We start from the raw sequence: 22,019 nt of genomic DNA, 5'->3' as shown, positions 1-22,019 counted from the left end.
TTGAATTGGCATAACACATCTTCCAATAAATACGACACAAATCTCAATCCTTAAACTACGCCTTAAGTCCTAGCATTCTCGGAAATATCTTGTGAGAGATATTTCCGATGAACTGAATGCGAGAAAACTATGTGGGACAGTAATGCAGCCGCCAATCATGTTCGACAGCATGCGCAAAGCCAAAGCGGTGGGAATTGTGCAAAGTATGTCCGAAAGGCGATTGAAGCAGGCGGAATCAGTGTGACGCCAACACAATCGGCAAAGGACTATGGGTTCTCGTTACGTCAGGCCGGATTTATCGAACTGGAAGACGCTTCGTCGCCTCGTCGGGGTGACGTGATCGTGATCCAACCCATCCCCGGGCACCCTCACGGCCATATGGCGATGTTTGACGGATCACAGTGGATATCCGACTTTGTTCAGAACAATGGTTTTTATCCCGGGCAAGCGTATCGAACGCAACAGCCACCGTACAAGCTATATCGACACCATTGAGGCAAGTATGAGAAAAGCACTCTCAATTTGGTTTGCCACTTTTCTGATGGCATTCTCGTGCGCTCCCTATGCCGACGCTGCGACATCTCCTGGTCTGCAAGCGAAACAGTTCTATGTCTGGTACATCAACAAGCAGGTGAACCAAGTATTTCCCCTTCTAGATCGTGAGATCGGTCGCTACGTTGATGCATCCACGATTGAGAGCCTGCGAAGAGACTACACGCTAGGCCAACTTCCTGGCGGTGTGGACTACTTCATGAAGGTGCAGGATTACGACGAACGTGATTGGCTCGCGCATATCAGGCTAGGTAAGCCGCTCACGTTCGGCGATGCTGTTGTCGTGCCTGTGATTTTTGGCTCGCGTAGCGAGGTCACCGTTCTCGTGTTTTTCACGAAGCGACGTGACGGTTGGAAGATCATCAAGGTCGATGACATGCTGCCTTATTCATCGCCAGGTAACTGACAAAGGGAGCCGCTTCGCGCGGCTCTTTTTGATTCAGGAGCGACGTCATGACCCGAGACCATTTCACTTACCGAACGACGTGGTCCTCTGAAGATGGGGAACATGTTGGCCTCTGCGCAGAATTTCCATCGCTCTCGTGGCTCGCCGCCACGACGGAAGGTGCGCTTGCCGGTATTCGTAAGGTTGTTGCCGAAGCGGTGTGCGACATGGAAGCGAATGGCGAGAAGGTTCCGGAACCAATTGCTGGCGCTTCATGCCGCGATGATCGCGATCTTGCTTGCCCTAACCTTCTCTCTCCTAGGGGCGACGAGCTTCCTTTGTAGGCGAATACCCCCACATCACTGTCCATCCGGGACCTTTCCGACATTCGCTGCCGTCCGGCGCGTGCTGGCGACGCGTCCAACTGGAAACCCACTCTCGTACGATCTTGCTTGCCTTGTACTTATGTTCTGGGGCGTTTCGTGTTCGATCCATTACTCCCTTTCTGATTCCGTCGTGCCTAGATCGAGGGGCTTTGGATTCAAAAATACGTCAACTGTCGTACGCGCGAGATCTGCCGCCGACGAGCCATATGACTTCACTGCAAAGAACTTCTTCGTTCGCTCGTAGAGGTGATAGGGCTCTAGCTCTCTATCTGTCAGCATGATGACGCGGCATTGATACTGCCCATTTAGCGTTTTGGCGAGTTCGGTCTCATTAGGAGTAAACGGACAGAGCTTGGCTAGCAGAATGAAGACTTCGAATCGGTCTTTCGGGAAGGCGTCCGCGACTGCGCGAAGGTTCTCGATATCCGCTCTGTTGATAGTCCCCCCGTCGCCATCGGGATCGGTCGCATACCCTCGATCCTTGCATTCGCCAATGATCACTGTCGTGCGCTCAGGATATTCACGCGGTACGATCCACGCGAAATCGACCTCGCACGGATTTCTCAACTGCCCGTTCTTTGGCTTGAGATCGAGCGAGACAGAGTACGAACTGCGCCCTGGTAGTCGATCAATGTTTGCGTCCAATTGCTGAAGAGTGAGGACAACCGGTACGGCTCCTTGGGCATTCCGTTCAGTTCCTAGCAGACCGGACCGGCGGTAAGACCAGTCACCTTCCATCAGTTGGACCGTGGAGGGAAAGGTTTCTCCGCACATTTGACAGGGGACGCTTTGCCGTAGATCGTCGACCGGGAACCAACTACGCAATTGGCACCGCGGGCAGAGCAGATCTGCGCCCATCCGGAAGAGCCCTTGATTCACGAGATATGAGAAGACAAGTGAGGGCGTCAGCTTCTCCCCGGGAGCTCTTGGTTCTAAAAACAGGTCCTGGTGATCGCTAAACGTTGCCTCGGGATTGTCGGGATCACGACCGCCGATAAGCTGAAGAGCGCCCTTCCTCATGAAGGACGCGAGGGGGCCGTGCATTTTGAGGAGTCTGCGTGCACCGGGGATCTTGAAGACCCGGGCGCCTTGGAGCCCTCCCAGTTGCGCGATCAACTGACGTGCGATGAGCCCGCTTGAGCTAACGCTGGCGTCGAAGCCTGCGAGTTCGAAAACTCGCTTGAACAATTCTGACGTTGATAGGGCATAAACAAAGGTATCAGTGTCGCTTGACCTAATGACTATTCCAATGCGGCCTGATTCCACTCGCAGGTGGCTATAGTGTAGGTGTATGGCTCTTGCAAAGAACTCATTCAGTTCAGGAATATATGGGAGGTCGAAGGTGTGGCCATCGTGCCCATGTAGCCCTCCTATAAAGCTCACCGATGCAACAAGGAGTTGAGAAAAAAGCCAGGCGTCCGTCGCATAAGGCCGATTGCTCAATCCAAAAGACAGCTTTGGCTTTTTCCCATCATCATTGAGCACCCCAAGTGAGGCACTTTCGCCTAGGTGCATTAGAGGTGCAACAAGAGCATTACCTCCCCATCTATGTCGATCAATAGAGCAAGCGATGCAAGGTTCTGTGCCAATCAATGCTCGTAACTCTTCTAACCGATCATGTCCAGCATCATCTCGGCTGCGCCACCAGATCGCATAGCTATGCTCATCTGGAAAACGTCGACCAGATGTCAGCTCGCTAACATTCTTTTTCCATCGAGGAATATCCTCGGTGTATCGATCGACATGATCGCGATCTACAAATAGCGCACTGACATCACACGCGCGCAAGTTCCAAAAGGTCACAAGATCGTCGAGATCCGCGGCTCTACCGATAAAGAAACCAGGCCAGCTCCACTGTGTCCGCATGCTGTAGTGTGCCTTTAGGCCATGGCGCGACAGATACGCGATGGTGGGGTGTTCTAGCCCCTCGCACAGGACGGTGTTACCGGTGCTTACCGCTACTTCGGTAGCATCAAGCGACTCCTTGAACATTGATTCATAGTCGATACCGACATCTTCCGTCCTTGGGTAGGCCCCGAAGTGCATCAAAAAGATATCAGCAAGCGGGTCCGTATCCTCCCATCGATAGATGCACGCCCCCGCCTGCTTAACGTGGCTCCACTCCGGAGTTTCGAATCGACTTGAGATGGCATTTTGGATATCCAGTGCTTGTACCTGAGCATCTCGATCTTCGCCGAAAAATAAACTGTCGGGAATAAATGGAGACATAAGGTACTTGAAGCGACTGGCAAAGGCCTGAACCTCCTCGCTAGTTCCAACGGGCCTGATCATGTCAGGACGGAATGCCTCGACAATCGCTAAGGCCTCTTCAACATGGTCAACTACAACAATAGGATTGAAGCGCCCACCCCACAGAGCATGATTAATTCGAATTGCTTCTCGGAATGCTTGAAAATCCCCGGCCTTGATAGCCCAGCAGATTCGAAGTGGTCGATAGACTATGCTGACGCGAACAGTTTCCACGTATGACTCCCCTGTGCTGCGCATTTTCTGATGAGCGTGCTGTTAATACGTGACGGTATCAGAAATGGTCACTGAGAATGTCGACCTAAATCTTTGTGATTAGGTGGCGGTGTCAACTAGATTACCCCTGGTGTTTAGCGTCCCGCTCGAGTTGTACTGCCCCACCCCAACGGTGTATTCATTTTTACACCCCGTTTACACCCCTCCCCCCCAACCTTTACCCCGTTTTTACCCCCCTTTCCCTACTGTTGCACTGCGCGCAGGCCCTGTGACGGGAGCCTGCCTGCACGCCGCATCCGGCCCCAGTTGACGCGCACCTGCGCCGGGCCGTGCGGCACCCAAAACAACAAGGGAAAGGTCCATGCAAGCCAAGGTTTCTTTGCACGCCACCGTCATCGGTGGCGTTGTCTTCTGTGCCGCAGCACTGTCGAGCGCGGCCGCTTTTGCGCAGTCCACTGACGCTGCGCCGGCACCCGCCGCAGCACCTGCCAGCCCGTTGACGGCCAACGTCACGCTGGCCAGCCAGTACCGCTATCGCGGTCTCATGCAGACCAACAACAAGCCCGCCATCCAGGGCGGTGTGGATTACGCGCTGCCCAACGGCTTCTATGTGGGCAACTGGAACTCGTCGATCAGCTGGCTGGGGGATTCCAACCCCAACGTGTCCGCCCCCATCGAGATGGATTTCTACGGCGGCTACAAGACCGAGCTGATGAAGGACGTGCCCATTGATGTGGGCGTGCTGCAGTACTACTACCCGGGCAGCTACCCAAGCGGCTACACCCGCCCGCACACCACCGAGGGTTATGCACAGATCGGCTACGGGCCGGTCTCGTTCAAGTACTCGCACGCGTTTTCCAACCTGTTCGGTTTTGCGGATAGCCACCACAGCCAGTACTTCGATCTGTCGGGCAACTTCGACACCGGTTTCTGGGGCCTCACGCTGAACCTGCACGTGGGCTACCAGCAGGTGCCGCATCAGGTGGTGCGCACGTCGTATGCCGACTGGAAGGTGGGCGTGACGAAAGACTTCGGCAGCGGTTGGACGGCATCGCTTGCGTACATCGACACCAACGCTGCGCGCGCCGCCTACACCAACACGCGCGGCAACTACATGGGCAAGGCCACCGCGCTGCTGGCGGTGACCAAGACGTTCTGACCACACGACCTGAAGGAAAAGGGGAGCGCATATGGACCTCGTTTATCTCGCCGGCCTTGCAGTGCTGGCCCTGGCAGTGGGCGGCTTGCTCGCCCTCTCCGGCCGGCTTGCCACCAAAGACCAACCCACCACGCACGCAATGGAGAAACAGCAATGACATGGCTGTATGTGTTGTCCGGGGCCATTACGGTGGTTCTGCTCGTCTACTTGTTCGTGGCCCTGCTGTGGCCCGAACGCTTCTAACAACACTGCGAGGCACACCATGAATGCGTTCCTCCTCCAGCTGGCGATCTATCTGGTCGTGCTGCTGGTTCTGGCCAAACCGCTGGGCGCGTATATGACCGGCGTGTTCGGCGACAAGCCATCGCGCACCCATTGGCTCGGCCCCGTCGAGCGGTTGTTCTATCGCGTGGCCGGCGTCAACCCGCAGGCCGAGATGGGCTGGAAGCGCTATGCGCTGGCCGTTATCGTCGTCAACGTGCTGGGCGCGCTGGCGGTGTATGCGCTGCAGCGCGCGCAGCAGTGGCTGCCGCTGAACCCGCAGGGCTTTGGCGCGATCACGCCCGATTCGTCGTTCAACACGGCCATCAGCTTTGTGAGCAATACCAACTGGCAAGGCTATTCGGGCGAAAGCACGATGAGCTATCTCACGCAGATGCTCGGCCTGGCAGTGCAGAACTTCCTGTCTGCCGCCACTGGCATTGCGGTGGTGATTGCGCTTATCCGCGGCTTTGCACGCCACTCGGCCAACACCATCGGCAACTTCTGGGTCGACTTCACGCGTGCCACGGTCTACGTGCTGCTGCCGCTGTCGATTCTGGTGTCGGTGTTCTTCGTGAGCCAGGGCGTGATCCAGAACTTCGATGGCTACAAGGAGGTGACCACCGTCACCGCCACCACGTACGACAACCCGAAGATGGACGCCAGCGGCCAGCCGCTCAAGGACGCACAAGGCAACCCCGTCACCGAGAAAGCCACCACGCAAACGCAGACCCTGCCGATGGGCCCGGTGGCGTCGCAAGAGGCGATCAAGATGATCGGTACCAACGGCGGCGGCTTCTTCAACGCCAACTCCGCACACCCCTACGAGAACCCCAACGCGCTGACCAACTTCGTGCAGATGCTGGCGATCTTCATCATCCCCGCGGCGCTGTGCTTTACGTTTGGCGGCATGGTGGGTGACGGTCGCCAGGGCTGGGCGGTGCTGGCCGCGATGACGGTGCTGTTCGTGGCGCTGGCGACGTTCCTTGCATGGGCTGAACTGCATGCCAACCCGATGCTCGCCAACCTCGGCATCGATCAGGCCGTGGGCAACATGGAAGGCAAGGAAACGCGCTTTGGCATCGTGGCTTCGTCGCTGTTTGCCACGATCACCACGGCGGCGTCGTGCGGTGCAGTCAATGCCATGCATGACTCGCTGACCGCGCTGGGCGGCTTCGTGCCGATGTTCCTGATGCAGCTGGGCGAAGTGGTGTTTGGCGGTGTGGGCTCGGGCCTGTACGGCATGCTGGTGTACGCCATCCTGGCTGTGTTCATTGCCGGTTTGATGATCGGCCGCACGCCGGAATACCTCGGCAAGAAGATCGAGGTGTTCGAGATGAAGATGACCTCCATCGCCATCCTCGTCACGCCGCTGCTGGTGCTGGTGGGCACGGCTATCGCCGTGGTGGTCACGCAGGGCAAGGCCGGCATCTTCAACCCCGGCACGCACGGCTTCTCTGAAGTGCTGTACGCCTTCTCATCGGCGGCCAACAACAACGGCAGCGCGTTCGCGGGCCTGTCTGCCAACACGCCGTTCTACAACATCGCGCTGGGCATTGCGATGTGGCTGGGCCGCTTCTGGATCATCGTGCCGGTGCTGGCGATGGCAGGCACGTTTGCCGCCAAGAAGCGCCTGCCCGTGACGGCCGGCACGCTGCCCACGCATGGGCCGCTGTTTGTGGTGCTGCTGATCGGCTCGGTGCTGCTGGTGGGCGCGCTCACGTACATCCCGGCCCTTGCACTCGGCCCCATCGCAGAGCATCTCGCCCGCTAAGCGCACGGCGAGTCGTCTACCCCATATCAACAGGTGCCTTATGGCTATCCGTTATCCCGAATCCGAACCGGCTGTGCGTACGGTCAAGCACAAGCTTGAGCCCAGCGCCGGTGCCGCCAACTCCGCCGCCGCAGAGCCGCAGGCGCGCAGCATGCACACCACGCTATCTGCCAAGGATGTGCGCAAGCTGTCGATGTTCTCGTCGGCGCTGGTCAAGCCCGCCATTGTCGACAGCTTCCGCAAGCTGTCGCCGCGCGCGCAGGCCAAGAACCCGGTGATGTTTGTCGTCTACGTCGGCAGCATCCTCACCACCATCCTGTGGGTGATGGCGCTGCGCGGCCAGGCGGAAGCGCCGGCGGGCTTCATCCTCGCTGTATCAGTGTGGTTGTGGTTCACGGTGCTGTTTGCCAACTTTGCCGAGGCGCTGGCCGAGGGCCGCAGCAAGCAGCAGGCCGCGTCGCTGCGCGGCATCAAGACCACGGTGCAGGCCAAGGTGCTCGCGGATGCAGGCCGCCGTGACCGTGTGGAAGCACGCGCCGCCACCGCGCTGCGCCGTGGCGACATCGTGCTGATCGAAGCTGGCGACATGGTGCCCGGCGACGGCGAGGTGATCGAAGGCGTGGCCTCGGTGGACGAAAGCGCCATCACGGGCGAATCGGCTCCGGTCATCCGCGAGTCGGGCGGGGATTTCTCGTCCGTGACGGGCGGCACGCGCGTGCTGTCGGACTGGATCATTGTGCGCATCACCGCCAACCCCGGCGAGAGCTTCCTTGATCGCATGATCTCGATGGTCGAAGGCGCCAAGCGCCAGAAGACGCCCAACGAGTTGGCCCTGACGATCCTGCTGGTGAGCCTGACCATCATCCTGATGCTGGCGACCGTCACGCTGCTGCCGTACTCGATCTTCTCGGTGGACGCGATGAAAGCGGGTTCGCCCATCACGATTACCGTGCTCGTGGCGCTGCTGGTGTGTCTGATCCCGACCACCATCGGCGGGTTGCTGTCTGCGATTGGTGTGGCCGGCATGAGCCGCATGATGCAGGCCAACGTGATCGCCACCTCCGGCCGCGCCGTGGAGGCGGCTGGTGATGTGGATGTGCTGCTGCTCGACAAGACCGGCACGATCACGCACGGCAACCGTCAGGCTTCGCGCTTCATTCCTGCACCGGGCGTAACGGCCAAGCAGTTGGCCGAGGCAGCATGGCTGTCGTCGCTGGCCGATGAAACGCCGGAAGGCCGCAGCATTGTCACGCTCGCACGCAACCTGGGCGAGGCGTCCATCGATGAAGCCGCGTTGGCGAAGACGCAGCCCGTGTACGTTGCGTTCTCTGCGCAAACACGCATGAGCGGCATCAACGTCTCGTATGCAGGCGACGCCCGTCAGATCCGCAAGGGCGCGGCCGATGCGATTCGCACGCATGTGACGCTGCTGGCCGGCAAGTTTCCCGATGCCGTGTCGACGGCTGTGGATGACGTGGCACGCGCGGGCGGTACGCCGCTGGTGGTGTCCGACAACGACCGCGTGCTCGGCGTGGTGGAGCTGAAAGACATCGTGAAGGCCGGCATCCGCGAGCGCTTTGCCGAGCTGCGCCAGATGGGCATCAAGACGGTGATGATCACCGGCGACAACCGCCTGACCGCCGCCTCCATCGCCGCAGAAGCGGGCGTTGACGACTTCATTGCCGAAGCCACGCCGGAGACCAAGCTGGCACTCATCCGCGAACAGCAGGCGCAGGGCCGCCTCGTTGCCATGACCGGTGATGGCACCAACGATGCCCCCGCGCTGGCGCAGGCCGACGTGGCCGTCGCCATGAACAGCGGCACGCAGGCCGCCAAGGAGGCCGGCAACATGGTCGACCTGGATTCCAGCCCGACCAAGCTGATCCAGATTGTCGAGATCGGCAAGCAGATGCTGATGACGCGCGGCTCGCTCACCACGTTCTCGATCGCCAATGACGTGGCGAAGTACTTCGCCATCATCCCGGCCGCGTTTGCGACCACGTATCCGCAGCTTGCCGCGCTGAACGTGATGCACCTGGCAACGCCCGCATCGGCCGTGATGAGCGCAGTGATTTTCAACGCGCTGATCATCGTGTTCCTGATTCCGCTGGCGCTCAAGGGCGTGAAGTACCGCGCGCTGGGGGCGGCTGCGCTGCTGCGCCGGAACCTCTTGGTCTACGGCCTGGGCGGCCTGCTGCTGCCCTTCCCGGGCATCAAGATCATCGACATGTTCCTGGCCGCAATGGGCTGGGTTTAAGGAAGGAGTGCATTCATGGCAACCACAACTCAAGCGCGTCAACCTGTTCAGGCCGATGTGCCGCAACAAGGTGGGCTGCTGCGTGCGGCGCTGGCGGTCTTCATTGGGCTGTCGCTCATTACCGGGGTGCTGTATCCGGTGGTGGTGACGGGTATTGGCAAGGCGCTGTTTCCGGCGCAGGCCGGGGGCTCGATTATCGAGCGCGGCGGCAAGGCTGTTGGGTCTTCGTTGATCGGGCAGAACTTTGACACGCCGGAGTATTTCTGGGGGCGCATCTCGGCGACTGCGCCGAACCCCTATAACGCGCAGGCTTCGGGTGGTTCCAACTTGGGGCCGAGCAACCCGGCGTTGACGGAGGCGGCCAAGGCACGCGTTGCGGCGCTCAAGGAAGCGGACCCGACGAACAGCGTGCCGATTCCTGCTGATCTTGTGACGGCTTCTGCGAGCGGGCTGGACCCGGAGATTAGTCCTGCTGCTGCGGCGTACCAGGTTGAGCGTGTTGCGCGTGCGCGGCATCTCTCGGCTGACCTGGTGAAGAAGGCTGTGGCTGAGAACACCAAGGGGCCGATTCTTGGGGTGTTTGGGGAGGCTACGGTGAATGTGTTGGAGTTGAATTTGGCGTTGGATGATTTGAAGTGAGGTTTGTGGACCACTGGTTTGTGTGTTGGTGGTCCATCCCCCTTTCGTTCCCTGCCGGGACCGACTCACTTTTCTTTGTCTTGCCAAAGAAAAGTAAGCAAAAGAAAGGCGCGCCCGAGATGGCGACCCCCCCTTGGATTTGTGTCGCGGGGAGGGAGGGGAGGCAAACTCGCTGCGCTCAGACAGCCTCCCCTCTTTTTCCTCCCCGCAACAAAAATCCAAGGCGCCATCTAGGGCAGGAACGTCAACGGCCAAAACGGTGGTTTGCGTGGTCTGTCGGAGTTTCGTTTGTTGCGGTGTGCTGCTTCGCTTCGCTCGCACTCCACTGGTTCGCTCGCTTTGCTTCGCGTCTTGTCGCTTACGCTCTACTGCGTTTGTTCTGCGATGGTGTGGCCGTACCCTGCCCTAGATGGCGCCTTGAATTTCCGTAAGCGGGCGGAAACAAGACGGGAAACTGTTTGAGCGCAGCGAGTTTTTCCCGTCTCCGCCCGGTTATGGAAATTCAAGGAATCTTTCGCCATCTCGGGCGCGCCTTTCTTTGCTTACTTTCTTTGGCAAGACAAAGAAAGTGAGTCAGCCCCGGCAGGGGATGAAACAAGGGATGCACCACAAGAACAAAAAGCACCCAAAATACAAACCATGCCAGCCGACCAGCGCCCGAACCCCGACCAACTCCTAGCCGAACTCCAATCCGGCCAAGAGCAGTCCGCCCGCGGCAAACTCCGCATCTACTTCGGCGCCTCGGCCGGCGTAGGCAAGACCTACGCGATGCTGGCAGCAGCAAAGGCCGCCCGCGCAACGGGCATCGACGCCATCATTGGCCTGGTCGAAACTCACGGCCGCGCCGAAACCGCCGCGCTGGTCGCCGACCTCGAACACCTCCCCACCCGCCAGATCGAATACAAGGGCCGCACGCTGCCCGAGTTCGACCTCGATGCTGCGCTGGCGCGAAAGCCCGCGCTCATCCTTGTCGACGAACTTGCGCACTCGAACGTGGCGGGGTCGCGCCACCCAAAACGCTGGCAGGACATTGAAGACCTGCTTGCCGCCGGCATCGACGTCTGGACCACCGTCAACGTCCAGCATCTCGACAGCCTGAACGAGGCGGTGGGCAGCATCACCGGCATCCGCGTGTGGGAAACCGTGCCCGATGCGGTGTTCGATGCCGCAAACGAAGTCATCCTCGTCGACCTGCCCGCCGATGAACTGCTGCGCCGACTGGCCGAGGGCAAGGTCTACATGCCCGAGCAGGCGCAGCATGCGGCGCGCAATTTCTTCCGCAAGGGCAACCTCATCGCCCTGCGCGAACTCGCCCTGCGCCGCACCGCCGACCGCGTGGACGACGACGTGCAGGCCTACCGCCGCGCGCGCCGCATTGAAAACGTCTGGCGCACGCGCGAGACCGTCGTCGCCTGCCTGGACCCGCAGGGCGATGGCGAACAGGTGATCCGCAGCGCTGCGCGCCTGGCCGCGCAGCTGGAATGCGACTGGCATGCCGTGGCCGTGGTGATGCCGCATCTGCGTGCGGCCGATGCGCGCGCCGAACGCCTGCACGCCCTGCTCAAGCTGGCCGAAGACGCAGGCGCGCGCGTGGAAACGCTGGCCGGCACCAATGCCGTCGAGGCCATCACCGGTTATATCCGCCGCCACAACATCACCAAGGCCGTGATCGGTCGGCCGCCCGAGAAGCGCTGGCGATCGGCGCGGGCCATCGTGGTTGCGCTGCGGCTGGCGATCGGGCTGGAGCGTCGGTTGCCCAGCGGCGACTTTGCCGAGGCGCTGGCGCGGCATTGTCCTGAGGTTGACGTGATTCGCGCCGCGGCGGACCCGGCCCATATCCAGCTCACGCCGCGCGCAGCAGAGGTCGGCCGTGCTGATGTGCGCAGCGAAGCCCAGCGCGCGGCCGATGCGCAGGCCGGTTGGCTCAAGCCGGCTTACGTGGCCGCGTGCGTGTACGTTGGGATTGCGACGGCGCTCTCCAGCCTCGTGCGGCCGGTGTTCGATCTGGCCAACATCGTCATGCTGTTCCTGGCCGCCGTGGTGGCGGTGGCGATGCGCCATGGCCGGGGGCCGGCCGCGCTGGCGTCGGTGCTGTCGGTGGCGCTGTTCGATTTCTTTTTCGTGCCGCCACGTTATTCCTTTGCCGTGAGCGACGTGCAGTACCTGCTGACCTTTGCGGTGATGCTGGCTGTGGGCATGCTGGTGGGCCAGTTGACGGCGGGCCTGCGTGAACAGGCCGAGGTGGCGGTGCAGCGCGAGGCCGCCGCCCATGCGTTGTATGAGGCCGCGCGTGAATTGTCCGCCGCGCTCACGCTGGATCAGATCGTCAGCATCGGTGGGCGCTTCGTCAACGCGACCTTTGGCGGGCGCTGCGCGTTCTTCTTCGTCGGGCTTGATGGGCGGCTTGGTGCGCCACAGGTCGCCAAGCCGGAGGGCAGCACCGATGCACCATCCGGCATGCCGAACCTCGATCGCGTGCTGGCCGATTGGACGTACCAGCACGGCCAGCCTGCCGGCACAGGTACGCACACGCTGCCGTCGGGCTCGGTGCTGTATCTGCCGCTGAAAGCGCCGATGGCCATTCGCGGTGTGCTGGCCGTGGAGCCCGAAACCTTCCACGTGCTCGCGCAGCCCGACAACCGGCGCCAGATCGATGCCTGCGCCACGCTCATCGCCATTGCCATTGAGCGCGTGCATTACGTGGAAGTCGCCCGCGACGCCTTGGTTCGCATGGAATCGGAGCGGCTGCGCAATTCACTGCTGGCCGCCGTGTCGCACGATTTGCGCACACCGCTCACCGGCCTGGTGGGGATGGCCGAGACGCTGCTGCGTGCGCAGCCGCCCCTGCCTGCGCTGCAGGCCGAGGCCGCCACCGCCATCGGCCAGCAGGCGCAGCGCATGCGCACGATGGTCACCAACCTGCTCGATATGGCGCGCCTGCAGAACCAGGACGTCAAGTTGCGGCTGGAGTGGCAATCGATGGAAGAGCTTGTTGGCGCGGCGCTCCAGGCGATTCCGCTGCCCGATCATCGTGTGGTTGTGGATAACCTCGCGGCCTTGCCGCTCATCTGCTGCGACGGGCCGCTGATGGAGCGCGTGCTGTCGAACCTGCTGGAGAACGCGGGCAAGTTTGCGCCGGCCGGCACCGAGGTGCGCATCTCCGGCGAGATCATCCACGAAGACGCGCGCGGCGATGAACTGCGCCTGCGTGTGCGCGACCACGGCCCCGGCGTGCCTGCGGGCTCGGTGCAGACCATCTTCGAGAAGTTCACGCGCGGTGAGAAGGAGTCGGCCACCACCGGCGTCGGCCTGGGTCTGGCCGTGTGTGAGGGCATCGTGAGCGCGCATCACGGCCGTATCTGGGTGGAGGCGCCGGCCGATGGCGGCGCGTGCTTCGTCGTCGCCCTGCCCGCCGCCGAGCCCCCGCCCATGGAAGACGGCGAGCCCATCGCCTAGCTGCACCGTTGTTGGGCATATGGACATGCCGAAAAAGTCGTTCTGTCGTGAGCGCATGCGTGACACGATTGCGTCACACCGCCCGCTACCCGCGGGCGATTTCATTCACGACAAGATCCACGAGGTTTCTCCATGTCTCTGTTCTCCCGCCTTGCGCGCGTGGCCGTACCGGCCCTCGCCTTTGCCGTTGCCACTGCCGCCAGCGCCGACACCAAGCAGATCAAGCTTGGCACCATGAGCGGCCCCGACGCGCAAATCTGGGAAGTCGTGCAAAAGGTCGCCAAGAAGGACGGCCTGGACGTCAAGGTCATCGAGTTCAACGACTACGCCCAGCCCAACCCCGCCCTCGATTCGGGCGACCTGGACGCCAACGGCTTCCAGCACCAGCCCTTCCTCGACAGCCAGATCCAGGCGCGCCATTACAAGATCGTCAACGTAGGCCTGACCTACGTGGCGCCGATGGGCTTCTACTCGAAGAAGATCAAGTCGCTGGCGCAGCTCAAGGAAGGCGCCAAGGTCGGTATCCAGAACGATCCGTCCAATGGCAACCGTGCGCTGCTTTTGCTGCAGAAGGCGGGCGTGATCAAGCTCAAGGCGGGCGCCGGCACGAACGGCAACAATGCGACACCGCGTGACGTGGTGGAGAACCCGAAGAAGATCAAGCTGATCGAGCTGGACTCGGCGCAACTGCCGCGCTCGCTGGATGATCTGGACGCCGCCTCCATCAACACCGACTACGCGGTCAAGAACGGCCTGACGCCGGCCAAGGACGCCATCGCACTGGAAGATCGCCAGGGGCCGTACGCCAACCTGATTGCCGTGCGCGAAAAAGACAAGAACCAGCCGTGGGTGAAGACGCTGGTGCGCGCCTACCAATCGGAAGACGTGCGCAAGTTCATCGACACGCAGTTCAAGGGCGCGATCCTGCCGGCGTTTTAAGCAGCGGGGGCTAAGTCAGCGGTTACTTTCTTGGTTGGGCCCGAGAGTGAAGCATGGCGTGCCGGGAGCCAGACTAGCTTTTGAGCGCACCACATTGTTTTGCTGCGCTGCGTCATCGTGTGACAAGTGCAATCGTTTTCGTCACCCGTGGCGCCTTGGCAACGCTTGTAGCCTCTCGTTACATTAAGTAGTTCTACGTTATTGCAACGCAACAAACGATTCGCTATAGTAGGAACTGTCTCCTCCACCCTCCTTGGTGGATTGTGGCCCGAGCACCTGGTGCTCGGGCTTTTTTCTTTGGCGCGCGGCTTTTGTTGTTCTTCCGGCCGCCTTGCATCTCGGCCAGTTCCGGCTACCCTGAATTCTCAATTTTTCTGCGTGTTTTCCGCTGCGGCGTTGCCTCATAGCAACGAGCGCAAATTATTCAAGCGTGCGCTTCGAGCCACCCTTCGAACACCGACACGCATGTCGGCGGAAAAGAGTCAAAGCGTTGTTTGAATCACGTTAACGCTGCGAATGTGCGCGCAACCCGCCGCTTTGTGTCGCTAACATCGCGAAATATCGTCAGTTTTTGTCCTACAAGCCTTTCGGCCAACCCCGGACAGTCTGACTGCATCCCCTCCACTAAACTTCACCTTGCTCTCTCTTTAGAGAGCACTCCCCCCCTTTTGAGCCCGCCCCTGTTGCGGGCTTCATTTTTTTCGGGCACGATTTCTTCCATCCCGACGCTGTCGACACCGGCGTCGGAAGCTCAAAAGGTTAGGGGAATCTCTCAAGGCCCGCGCAGTTGAAAAGCTGCGCGGGCTTTGTTTTTTCCGGCGCCGCACGCTGACTCCACCTGACAAGGCCCCCGGCCGGTGCTTCAATGGCGGCTGACGGTGGCGTCACTCAGCGCAAACGGGATGCGCCTCGCCCCAATACCGACAACAACAAGGACTGGCCGATGGAAGGTTTCGCGCAACTCGCCGTGCTGGTGGTGGACGACCATCCCGTGCAACGGGCGGCCGCCCGGCAACTGCTCCATACGCTGGGCGTGCAGCAGATCCTGACCGCCTGCGACGGCCGCGAGGCGCTCTACCTCCTCCAGCTCTGCCACGTCGATCTCGTGCTGTGCGACATCGACATGCCCGGCATGAACGGCCCCGAGCTGATGGAGCAGATGCACTTGCGCGGCGGCCGCGTCTTTCCGCGACAGGCGCCCGTGTGGGCGTGGGTCAGCGCGCTGGATGCGCCGATTGTCGAGTCGCACGTCAGCCTGGCCGACGCGATCGGTTTGACGCGCACGCACGGCGTGCAAAAGCCGCTGCGCCCAGCGCACGTGTTGCCGCTGCTGGAAGAGGCCGCCGAGCGGGAGCGGGACGGGGCACCGGCTGCAGCCGCTGGCTTGCCTCAGTTTTCCGACGACGAACTTGTCGCGCTCATTCAGGAAACGCCTGAACAGATCGAGGTCGTATTCCAACCCCAGCACGATCTGGCCACCAACCAGATTGCTGGCGCCGAGGCGCTCTGCCGCTGGATGCATCCGGTGCATGGGCGAGTGTCGCCCGCGGCGTTCGTGCCGCGCCTGGAGGCGCTCGGGTTGGCTGATGGCCTGTTCTTCCATGTGCTGGAGCATTGCGTGCGCGTGCAGCACGCGCTGGCCGCGCATGCGTATCCCGTTTCGATCGGTGTGAATGCGTCTGCGCAGACGCTGAGCCGGGCCGGCACCATCGAGCGCATCGAAGCCATCGTGCGCGAGGCCCGCATTGCGCCGGCGGCCATCGCCATCGAGTTGACGGAAGATTCGCCGGTGCACGATGCCACGCAGCTCACCATCGCACTCAACCGCCTGCGCCTGCTGGGTCATCCCCTGGCCATCGATGATTTTGGTGTGGGTATTGCCACGCTCAAGCTCCTGGCCGACCTGCCCTTCACCATCCTGAAGATCGATCGCTCGTTTACCGCCGCGGTAGACCAGACCAGCCAGCGCGGCGTGATCTGCCGCACGATGATCGAGCTGGCGCGCACGCTGCATCTCGAGTGCATTGCCGAAGGCGTGGAAACCGAAACGCAGCGCCAGACGTTGCGCGCGCTGGGCTGCGCGACCGGGCAGGGCTATCTGTGGGCGGCCCCGCTGTCTGTCACCGCGTTTCTTGCGCACGTGCAGGCGGCAGCGTAAGCGCGAATAAGCGCGAATACCGCTGGGCCATTCAGTTTTTCTCAACCCAGATAGAAGCAGCTTCTGCCCCGAAAGGTTACACGGAGCCAAAGTCAGAAAAGTCTGATCCCGCGCGGCATATCTGATGAGTAAGGTACCGGCTCCTTTCAGCGGTGCTCCTGACTCCCATGACGGCCCCGATCTCTTCCACCCTGCTGCTCGCCACGCTGGACACCTCATCGCCGGCGATGCACCTGACCTGACGGCGTGCGCATGTGCGATGTCCTCTCGATCGTGATGGCAGACGATCATCCGGTGATTCTTATGGGGCTGGCGGCGGTCATTGCGCAGTTTCCACAGCAGCAGGTCGTGGCACAGGCACACGACGGGCGCGAGCTGATGCAGGTGCTTACGCAAATCGACTGCAACGTCATCGTGACCGACTACAACCTTGGTGGCGAACCTGCCTTCGATGGCATGCAGTTGCTGGCGCGTTTGCGCAAGCAGCATCAGAAGCGCGCCATCGTCGTCTGCACGATGGTCCGCAACCCGGCCCTCTTGCGCGCCATGCGGCAGGTCGGCGTGGCAGGCATCGTCAGCAAGAGCGATGACTTTGTTCATGTCGGGCATGCCGTCATGGCGGCCGCACGCGGCGTGCGGTATGACAGCCCGCGCATCCTGGAAGAGACGGGCCTCGGTTCCAATGAACGAAATGTCTGCGAGCGGCTGAGCGAGCGCGAGCGCGAAGTCCTGCGCCTGTATGCCGGTGGCACGGCCGTGTCCGACATAGCGCTCATGCTCGGTTCGAGCGTGAAGACAGTCAGCACGCAAAAGGCCGTGGCGCTGCGCAAGCTTGGCCTGGCGCGCGAGATCGATCTCTTTCAGTACGCCCGCGCCCGCGGGCTGACGGCGCTCCGCTGAGCGCCCACCCTCAGCTTGGCTGGCGGTGCATCGGCACGGCTTGTGCCGGTGCGATGGGAGCGTTGGATGCCTGCGCGGGTGTGGCTTCCACGCCCATCAGCCAACTGAACAACGGCGTTGCCAGCAGCGCGCCGGCGAGTTGCGCCAGCATGTAGCCCGGGACGTCGCCGGGGCGGATGCCGGAGGGGCCGTCGGTCAGTGCGCAGGCAAAGGCCAACGCCGGGTTGGCCAGCGATGACGACGACGTGAACCAGTACCCCGCCGCAATATAAGCAGCTACCACCAGCGGCAATTGTTTCGGCGCATGACGCCCGCATGCGATGCCCACGCCGACCAGCCCGAACGTTGCCAGAGCTTCGCTCCACCACAGTGCGGGGCCCGTGGCGGCATGCGTGCCCGGCGCCCACGCCGCCATGCCGAACATGACGTGCGCAGCGGCCACACCCAGCGTGGCGCCCACGGCCTGTGCAGCCAGATAGGCCAGCGCTTCATGCCCACGCAGACCGCCCCGCAGCAACGTCGACAGCGTCACCGCCGGGTTCAGGTGCGCACCTGACACCGGCGCGAACACCGTCAGCAGCGCCAGCAGGCCGGCGCCACCGGCCAGCGATTGCGCCAGCAGCGTCCACGTGGCATCGCCACCGGAGAGACGGCTTGCGTGGATACCGGTGCCGATCACCACCGCAATCAGCAGAGCCGTACCGAGCCCCTCCGCGACGATGCGGCGCGCCAGGGATGGTGCAGCGGACGTGGTCGAAGCCGCGGCGCGAAGGTGGGACACAGTGGCCATATCGAAAGAAGAGGAACGATGCCAAGCGCATCGCGCGGGAGTTTGGAACCTCCGTCGGGGCCGATCAATGCACACGGGCGCGCTTGTGTCGCGCGCCCGAGTATCGAATGGTGCGATTGATGCGGGGCGGCTCAGGCCGGGCTTGCCGCGCCAGCCGCGGCCAGTTGCCGCTGCTGTGCACCCAGCCGCGCAAAGCCGACGGCCGCTGCACCGAGCGCTGCCAGCATGGCGACGCACCCTGCCATCGTGCCGTGCGCCATGCCGTTGGCGCCGCCGACAGCGGAAAAGGTGAAATACAGCCCGCCGATACAGGCGACGCCCAATGCGCCCGCCAATTGCTGCGCGGTAATCAGCAACCCCGCTGCTGCGCCTGCCTGCGTACGTGCCACGCCCGTCAGCACCAAGCCGATCAGCGGGACGACGACCAGCCCCTGGCCCGCCCCGTACAGCGCCACGGCAATGCCGACGCGCATCATGCTCGGCGTGGCGGGGTGCGCCCACTCCGTCCCGAAACCCGACAGCAGCACCAGCAGGCCCAGCGCCATCAGGCCGAGGCCTGCCAGCAGGGCGCGAACGCCATAGCGCCGCACCAAGGCATTCGCCACCCGTGACGTGATCAAAAACGTGATGGCCAGCGGCAGGATGGCGACTCCCATGCGCACCGCGGAAAGCTGCCGCCCGTTCTGCAGATACAGCGTCAGCACCAGGAAGAACGCCATCATCCCAATGTAGTGCAGCGCAGACGCCGTCAGGCCCGTCATGAAGGCGCGATGCTGCAGCAAGGTGGGCGGCAGCAGCGGCGTACCGCCAGCGCGGTCGACCCGGGCTTCAAGCTGTTGGAACGTGGCCATGCCGAGCACGCCCACAACAAGCAGTGCCAGGGTCCACACCGGCCAGTGCAGTTCGCGACCGAACAGCAGCGGCACCAGCACAGCCGCCACGCTCACGGCCATCCACGCCACGCCGGCTGTATCGAGATGCACCTTCGCTGCGTTGGCGCTCGGGTGCGGAATCCAGCGCCAGCCCAGCAGCGCGGCCGTCAGCCCGACCGGCACGTTGATCAGGAAGGCCGCGCGCCAGCCCAGCCCCGCGATGTCCGCGCTGGTGAGTGCGCCGCCCACCAGCAGCCCGGCCGCGCCGCCGGTGCCCATCACCAGACCGAAGATCGATAGCGCGCGGTCACGCTCGGCGCCGGCAAAGAGCGCCTGCACGCTCGCCAGCACTTGCGGCACCATCATCGCGGCCGACAAGCCCTGCGCGAACCGCCATGCAATGAGCGCCGCCGCGCTGCCCGCCAGCCCGCAACCGGCCGAGGTGGCGGTAAACGCGACCAGGCCCAGCAGGAACACGCGCCGGCGCCCGAACAGATCACCCAGGCGGCCACCCGTGATGAGCAGAATTGCGTAGCCAAGCTGGTACACCGCCAGCACCGCCTCCAGTTGCGCGGGCGTGGCGTGCAGGCTTGTGCGGATGCTCGGGATCGCCACATTCGCAATGAACGCGTCGACGATGAACATGAATTGCGCCGTCACCATCACACCGAAGGCGAGCCAGCGGCGAGGTTCCGATACTGAGGAAGCAGAGGAAATGTGAGTCACGATCGGCTCCGGAAAGAGGGATGAACGCAGCGTAGGTGCGCGAGCCGATTCGATGCAGAGCTAGGATTAACCTAGGATTGGGTTGTCCCTCCCACCGTCACGCGCTGTCGTGTGTAATGCCCCTCATGGACGATTTCACCGCCGACCTTGCTCCCTTCCCTGCCACGCCCCGCAACGAGCTGGGCGAGTTCCTGCGCAGCCGCCGCAGCCACCTGCGCCCGCAGGACGTAGGGCTGCCGGAGGGCAGTGGGCGCCGCCGCACCGCCGGCCTGCGCCGGGAAGAAGTCGCACAGCTCGCCAACATCAGCATCGACTGGTATGTGCGCATCGAGCAGGGGCGCGACGTGCGGCCTTCCGTGGCGACCATCGAGGCGATCGGGCGCGCGCTGAAGCTGTCTTCGGATGAACGCGCGCACATGCGCGGCCTGGCGCGTGCGGAATCGGTCCTTACGGGGGCGGCGGCGACCGGGCGTTCGGCGGCCGAAGCGGTGCCCGATGTCTTGCGTCGGGCCGTTGCGGGCATGGTCTTGCCCGCCCACGTGCGCAGCTACCGCACCGAACTGCTGTGCTGGAACGAGGCGACCTCGCAGCTCTTCATGGATTTCGGCACGATGCCGCCGGAAGACCGCAACTCCCTCGTCTACATGTTCTTGTACGGGAATGCGCGCGAGCGCTTTGTCGAGTGGGAGAACGAGGCGCGGCGCATGCTGGCGAAGTTTCGCGCGGTGTACGACCCGCACGCAGATGACCCGGTGCTCGTGGCGCTGGTCGACCGGCTGCGCACGAGCAGCCGCGAGTTCGATACCTGGTGGCGGCAGCACGAGGTGCGCGCCCAGCGCGCGGAGCACAAGCTGATCCGCACGCCCGCCGGCAAGGTCGTCCGTTACGACTACATCGGCCTGCCGGTGATGGAAGACCCGCGCCTGCGCATGGTGCTGTACGTGCCGGTCGAGGACGGCGCCTGAACGTTCAGGGCGTCAGCGCCGCCAGGATAGTGCCGGTATCGCGCACGCGGCCCAGTCGCGGGAACACGTTCTCCACCGATGAGCGATGCATGGCCGCGTCGTTCGAACTCATCGCATCTTCGGCCAGCACCAGCGCGTAGCCGTGCTCCCACGCCGCACGCGCGGTCGATTCCACGCCTACATGCGTCGAGATGCCGCCCAGCACGATGGTGGTGATGCCGCGGCGGCGCAATTGCAGATCGAGTTCGGTGCCGTAGAACGCGCCCCACTGGCGCTTGGTGATCTGGATGTCGGTAGGCGCCACTTCCAGCTCGGCGGGTTGTTCCCACCATTGCGGCGGCAGGCCGCCCGGCTGTGTGGGCGCGGGGCGGTCGACGGGCTGGCGCGGCGCATCGGCGTAATCCGGCGCCCACCCCACGCGCACCAGCACCACGGGCGCACCCAGCTCCCGAAAGCGCTTCGCGAGCTGGGCGGACGCGCCCAATACCTGCTCGGCCGAGTGCGGCCCCTGGGCAAACGGCAGGATGCCGCGTTGCAGGTCGATCAGCACCAGCGCGGTGGTTTTCGCAGACAAGGCGGACAGGGTTTGCAGCGGTTCAGACATCAGTTGCTCCAGATGAATCGGTGTTACGGACGGCGGATGACACACGTTGCCGTGGCATGCGCCAGCAATGTGCCGTCCTGCGTTTTGAGCGTGCCCTCCGACACACCGATCGTGCGCGAGACATGCAGCACGCGTCCAACGGCCACCAGCGGCGTATCCACCGGCACTGCCTTCACCATCTTCACGTTCAAATCGACCGTGCCGTAGCCGACGCCGGCTTCGAGCATCGAATGCACGGCGCAGCCCGTCACGGAGTCGAGCACCGTCGCCGCAAAGCCGCCATGCACGCCGCCCAGCGGATTGAGGTGGCGTTTGTCGGCCTGGGCGGTGAAGTGCACGGTGCCAGCTTCGATGAGGTCCATCGTCATCGGGATGGTCTCGCTGATGGACGCGCGCGGCAGATTGCCGTGCGACATGGCCTGCAGCAATTGCAGGCCGGTCATTTGGGACGGATGCATGGAGGAGCCTGGTGGCGTTGAGGTGAGGTGACTCGACACTCTACCGCGAGCCCGATTGCCGGGGCTGCAATGCGTTGCATTGGACGGCGCAACAACCTCTGCCTCCGCACGCGTCCCAATGCGGGTAGACCCTAGCGTTGCGCGCGCACCGACGCGAAAGGCTCCAGAAAGGTGCCCCCTTCTACGCTCGCCCAGCGATTGCATCGGGCGGTCTGACCCACTTGCCCTTGCGCGTTTCCCGAAGCCGGCATCAC

Annotated in this window: 18 protein-coding genes; 13 read left to right on the top strand and 5 right to left on the bottom strand. The window is 62.7% G+C overall.

Translation table 11 applies throughout. The features are described from left to right. Positions 1 to 427: 427 nt before the first annotated feature. The gene (locus tag ACEN9T_RS25700) at positions 428 to 958 is read left to right on the top strand and encodes a hypothetical protein (protein ID WP_413707477.1); all 531 of its coding nucleotides are present in this window, start codon (positions 428 to 430) and stop codon (positions 956 to 958) included. A 47-nt stretch (positions 959 to 1,005) separates the two neighbouring features. Next, complete coding sequence (locus ACEN9T_RS25695; protein WP_413707476.1) at positions 1,006 to 1,281, top strand: hypothetical protein; 276 nt, start codon at positions 1,006 to 1,008, stop codon at positions 1,279 to 1,281. Between the two features lie 150 nt (positions 1,282 to 1,431). Here ACEN9T_RS25695 and ACEN9T_RS25690 read toward each other — a convergent pair whose 3' ends face one another. After that, on the bottom strand, positions 1,432 to 3,807 hold the full coding sequence (locus ACEN9T_RS25690; RefSeq protein WP_413707475.1) for a hypothetical protein: 2,376 nt from the start codon (positions 3,805 to 3,807) through the stop codon (positions 1,432 to 1,434). Between the two features lie 361 nt (positions 3,808 to 4,168). Here ACEN9T_RS25690 and ACEN9T_RS25685 point away from each other — a divergent pair, with 361 nt between their 5' ends. The 10 genes from ACEN9T_RS25685 (at position 4,169) to ACEN9T_RS25640 (ending at position 17,350) form a co-directional block, all read left to right on the top strand. Further along, positions 4,169 to 4,966, top strand: coding sequence for a TorF family putative porin (locus ACEN9T_RS25685; protein WP_413707474.1), 798 nt, complete (start codon positions 4,169 to 4,171; stop codon positions 4,964 to 4,966). A gap of 31 nt (positions 4,967 to 4,997) precedes the next feature. Continuing rightward, positions 4,998 to 5,123, top strand: coding sequence for a hypothetical protein (locus ACEN9T_RS25680; protein ID WP_004628489.1), 126 nt, complete (start codon positions 4,998 to 5,000; stop codon positions 5,121 to 5,123). After that, on the top strand, positions 5,120 to 5,209 hold the full coding sequence (gene kdpF / locus ACEN9T_RS25675; RefSeq protein WP_004628487.1) for a K(+)-transporting ATPase subunit F: 90 nt from the start codon (positions 5,120 to 5,122) through the stop codon (positions 5,207 to 5,209). Before ACEN9T_RS25680 ends, kdpF begins: the two co-directional genes overlap by 4 nt. A gap of 19 nt (positions 5,210 to 5,228) precedes the next feature. Continuing rightward, positions 5,229 to 7,001 (top strand): potassium-transporting ATPase subunit KdpA, encoded by a 1,773-nt coding sequence (gene kdpA / locus ACEN9T_RS25670; RefSeq protein ID WP_413707473.1) that lies wholly within the window; start codon positions 5,229 to 5,231, stop codon positions 6,999 to 7,001. A gap of 40 nt (positions 7,002 to 7,041) precedes the next feature. Beyond that, positions 7,042 to 9,258, top strand: a complete 2,217-nt coding sequence (gene kdpB / locus ACEN9T_RS25665; RefSeq protein ID WP_413707472.1) for a potassium-transporting ATPase subunit KdpB — start codon at positions 7,042 to 7,044, stop codon at positions 9,256 to 9,258. A gap of 15 nt (positions 9,259 to 9,273) precedes the next feature. Continuing rightward, positions 9,274 to 9,897, top strand: coding sequence for a potassium-transporting ATPase subunit KdpC (gene kdpC / locus ACEN9T_RS25660; RefSeq protein WP_413707471.1), 624 nt, complete (start codon positions 9,274 to 9,276; stop codon positions 9,895 to 9,897). A gap of 639 nt (positions 9,898 to 10,536) precedes the next feature. After that, positions 10,537 to 13,353 carry a DUF4118 domain-containing protein gene (locus ACEN9T_RS25655; protein ID WP_413707470.1) on the top strand — a complete coding sequence of 939 codons (2,817 nt, stop codon included), beginning with the start codon at positions 10,537 to 10,539 and terminating at the stop codon, positions 13,351 to 13,353. A 132-nt stretch (positions 13,354 to 13,485) separates the two neighbouring features. Further along, entirely contained in the window at positions 13,486 to 14,292 is an 807-nt protein-coding gene (locus ACEN9T_RS25650) for a MetQ/NlpA family ABC transporter substrate-binding protein (RefSeq protein ID WP_413707469.1), read from the top strand. A 943-nt stretch (positions 14,293 to 15,235) separates the two neighbouring features. Further along, complete coding sequence (locus ACEN9T_RS25645) at positions 15,236 to 16,450, top strand: EAL domain-containing protein (RefSeq protein ID WP_413708511.1); 1,215 nt, start codon at positions 15,236 to 15,238, stop codon at positions 16,448 to 16,450. Positions 16,451 to 16,702: 252 nt separating this feature from the next. Next, the gene (locus ACEN9T_RS25640) at positions 16,703 to 17,350 is read left to right on the top strand and encodes a response regulator (RefSeq protein ID WP_413707468.1); all 648 of its coding nucleotides are present in this window, start codon (positions 16,703 to 16,705) and stop codon (positions 17,348 to 17,350) included. 10 nt (positions 17,351 to 17,360) lie between these two features. Here the strand turns inward: ACEN9T_RS25640 and ACEN9T_RS25635 are convergent, their stop codons facing one another. Together ACEN9T_RS25635 and ACEN9T_RS25630 are read right to left on the bottom strand one after the other, a co-directional pair. Then, a complete protein-coding gene (locus tag ACEN9T_RS25635) occupies positions 17,361 to 18,131 on the bottom strand; it encodes an aquaporin (protein ID WP_413707467.1) in 771 nt (256 codons plus the stop codon). A 140-nt stretch (positions 18,132 to 18,271) separates the two neighbouring features. Continuing rightward, entirely contained in the window at positions 18,272 to 19,738 is a 1,467-nt protein-coding gene (locus tag ACEN9T_RS25630) for an MFS transporter (RefSeq protein WP_413707466.1), read from the bottom strand. 125 nt (positions 19,739 to 19,863) lie between these two features. On the opposite strand from ACEN9T_RS25630, the gene ACEN9T_RS25625 reads away from it, so the two are divergent. Further along, positions 19,864 to 20,703 carry a helix-turn-helix transcriptional regulator gene (locus ACEN9T_RS25625; RefSeq protein WP_092973831.1) on the top strand — a complete coding sequence of 280 codons (840 nt, stop codon included), beginning with the start codon at positions 19,864 to 19,866 and terminating at the stop codon, positions 20,701 to 20,703. 4 nt (positions 20,704 to 20,707) lie between these two features. Here ACEN9T_RS25625 and ACEN9T_RS25620 read toward each other — a convergent pair whose 3' ends face one another. Together ACEN9T_RS25620 and ACEN9T_RS25615 are read right to left on the bottom strand one after the other, a co-directional pair. Next, positions 20,708 to 21,307, bottom strand: a complete 600-nt coding sequence (locus ACEN9T_RS25620) for a hydrolase (RefSeq protein ID WP_413707465.1) — start codon at positions 21,305 to 21,307, stop codon at positions 20,708 to 20,710. 23 nt (positions 21,308 to 21,330) lie between these two features. Next, complete coding sequence (locus tag ACEN9T_RS25615; protein WP_413707464.1) at positions 21,331 to 21,765, bottom strand: PaaI family thioesterase; 435 nt, start codon at positions 21,763 to 21,765, stop codon at positions 21,331 to 21,333. Positions 21,766 to 22,019: the final 254 nt, after the last annotated feature.

The sequence above is a fragment of the Ralstonia sp. Ralssp110 genome (assembly GCF_047325135.1).
Lineage (GTDB): Bacteria > Pseudomonadota > Gammaproteobacteria > Burkholderiales > Burkholderiaceae > Ralstonia > Ralstonia mojiangensis.
This window is presented reverse-complemented; position numbering and strand designations above follow the sequence as displayed.

Coding starts and splice junctions, on each gene's coding strand:
- ACEN9T_RS25615 (WP_413707464.1), bottom strand. CDS start 21,765: ATGCATCCGTCCCAAATGACCGGCCTGCAATTGCTGCAGGCCATGTCG.
- ACEN9T_RS25700 (WP_413707477.1), top strand. CDS start 428: ATGGTTTTTATCCCGGGCAAGCGTATCGAACGCAACAGCCACCGTACA.
- ACEN9T_RS25680 (WP_004628489.1), top strand. CDS start 4,998: ATGGACCTCGTTTATCTCGCCGGCCTTGCAGTGCTGGCCCTGGCAGTG.
- ACEN9T_RS25620 (WP_413707465.1), bottom strand. CDS start 21,307: ATGTCTGAACCGCTGCAAACCCTGTCCGCCTTGTCTGCGAAAACCACC.
- kdpF (WP_004628487.1), top strand. CDS start 5,120: ATGACATGGCTGTATGTGTTGTCCGGGGCCATTACGGTGGTTCTGCTC.
- kdpB (WP_413707472.1), top strand. CDS start 7,042: ATGGCTATCCGTTATCCCGAATCCGAACCGGCTGTGCGTACGGTCAAG.
- ACEN9T_RS25645 (WP_413708511.1), top strand. CDS start 15,236: ATGGAAGGTTTCGCGCAACTCGCCGTGCTGGTGGTGGACGACCATCCC.
- ACEN9T_RS25685 (WP_413707474.1), top strand. CDS start 4,169: ATGCAAGCCAAGGTTTCTTTGCACGCCACCGTCATCGGTGGCGTTGTC.
- ACEN9T_RS25655 (WP_413707470.1), top strand. CDS start 10,537: ATGCCAGCCGACCAGCGCCCGAACCCCGACCAACTCCTAGCCGAACTC.
- ACEN9T_RS25650 (WP_413707469.1), top strand. CDS start 13,486: ATGTCTCTGTTCTCCCGCCTTGCGCGCGTGGCCGTACCGGCCCTCGCC.
- ACEN9T_RS25695 (WP_413707476.1), top strand. CDS start 1,006: ATGACCCGAGACCATTTCACTTACCGAACGACGTGGTCCTCTGAAGAT.
- ACEN9T_RS25640 (WP_413707468.1), top strand. CDS start 16,703: ATGTGCGATGTCCTCTCGATCGTGATGGCAGACGATCATCCGGTGATT.
- ACEN9T_RS25625 (WP_092973831.1), top strand. CDS start 19,864: ATGGACGATTTCACCGCCGACCTTGCTCCCTTCCCTGCCACGCCCCGC.
- kdpA (WP_413707473.1), top strand. CDS start 5,229: ATGAATGCGTTCCTCCTCCAGCTGGCGATCTATCTGGTCGTGCTGCTG.
- kdpC (WP_413707471.1), top strand. CDS start 9,274: ATGGCAACCACAACTCAAGCGCGTCAACCTGTTCAGGCCGATGTGCCG.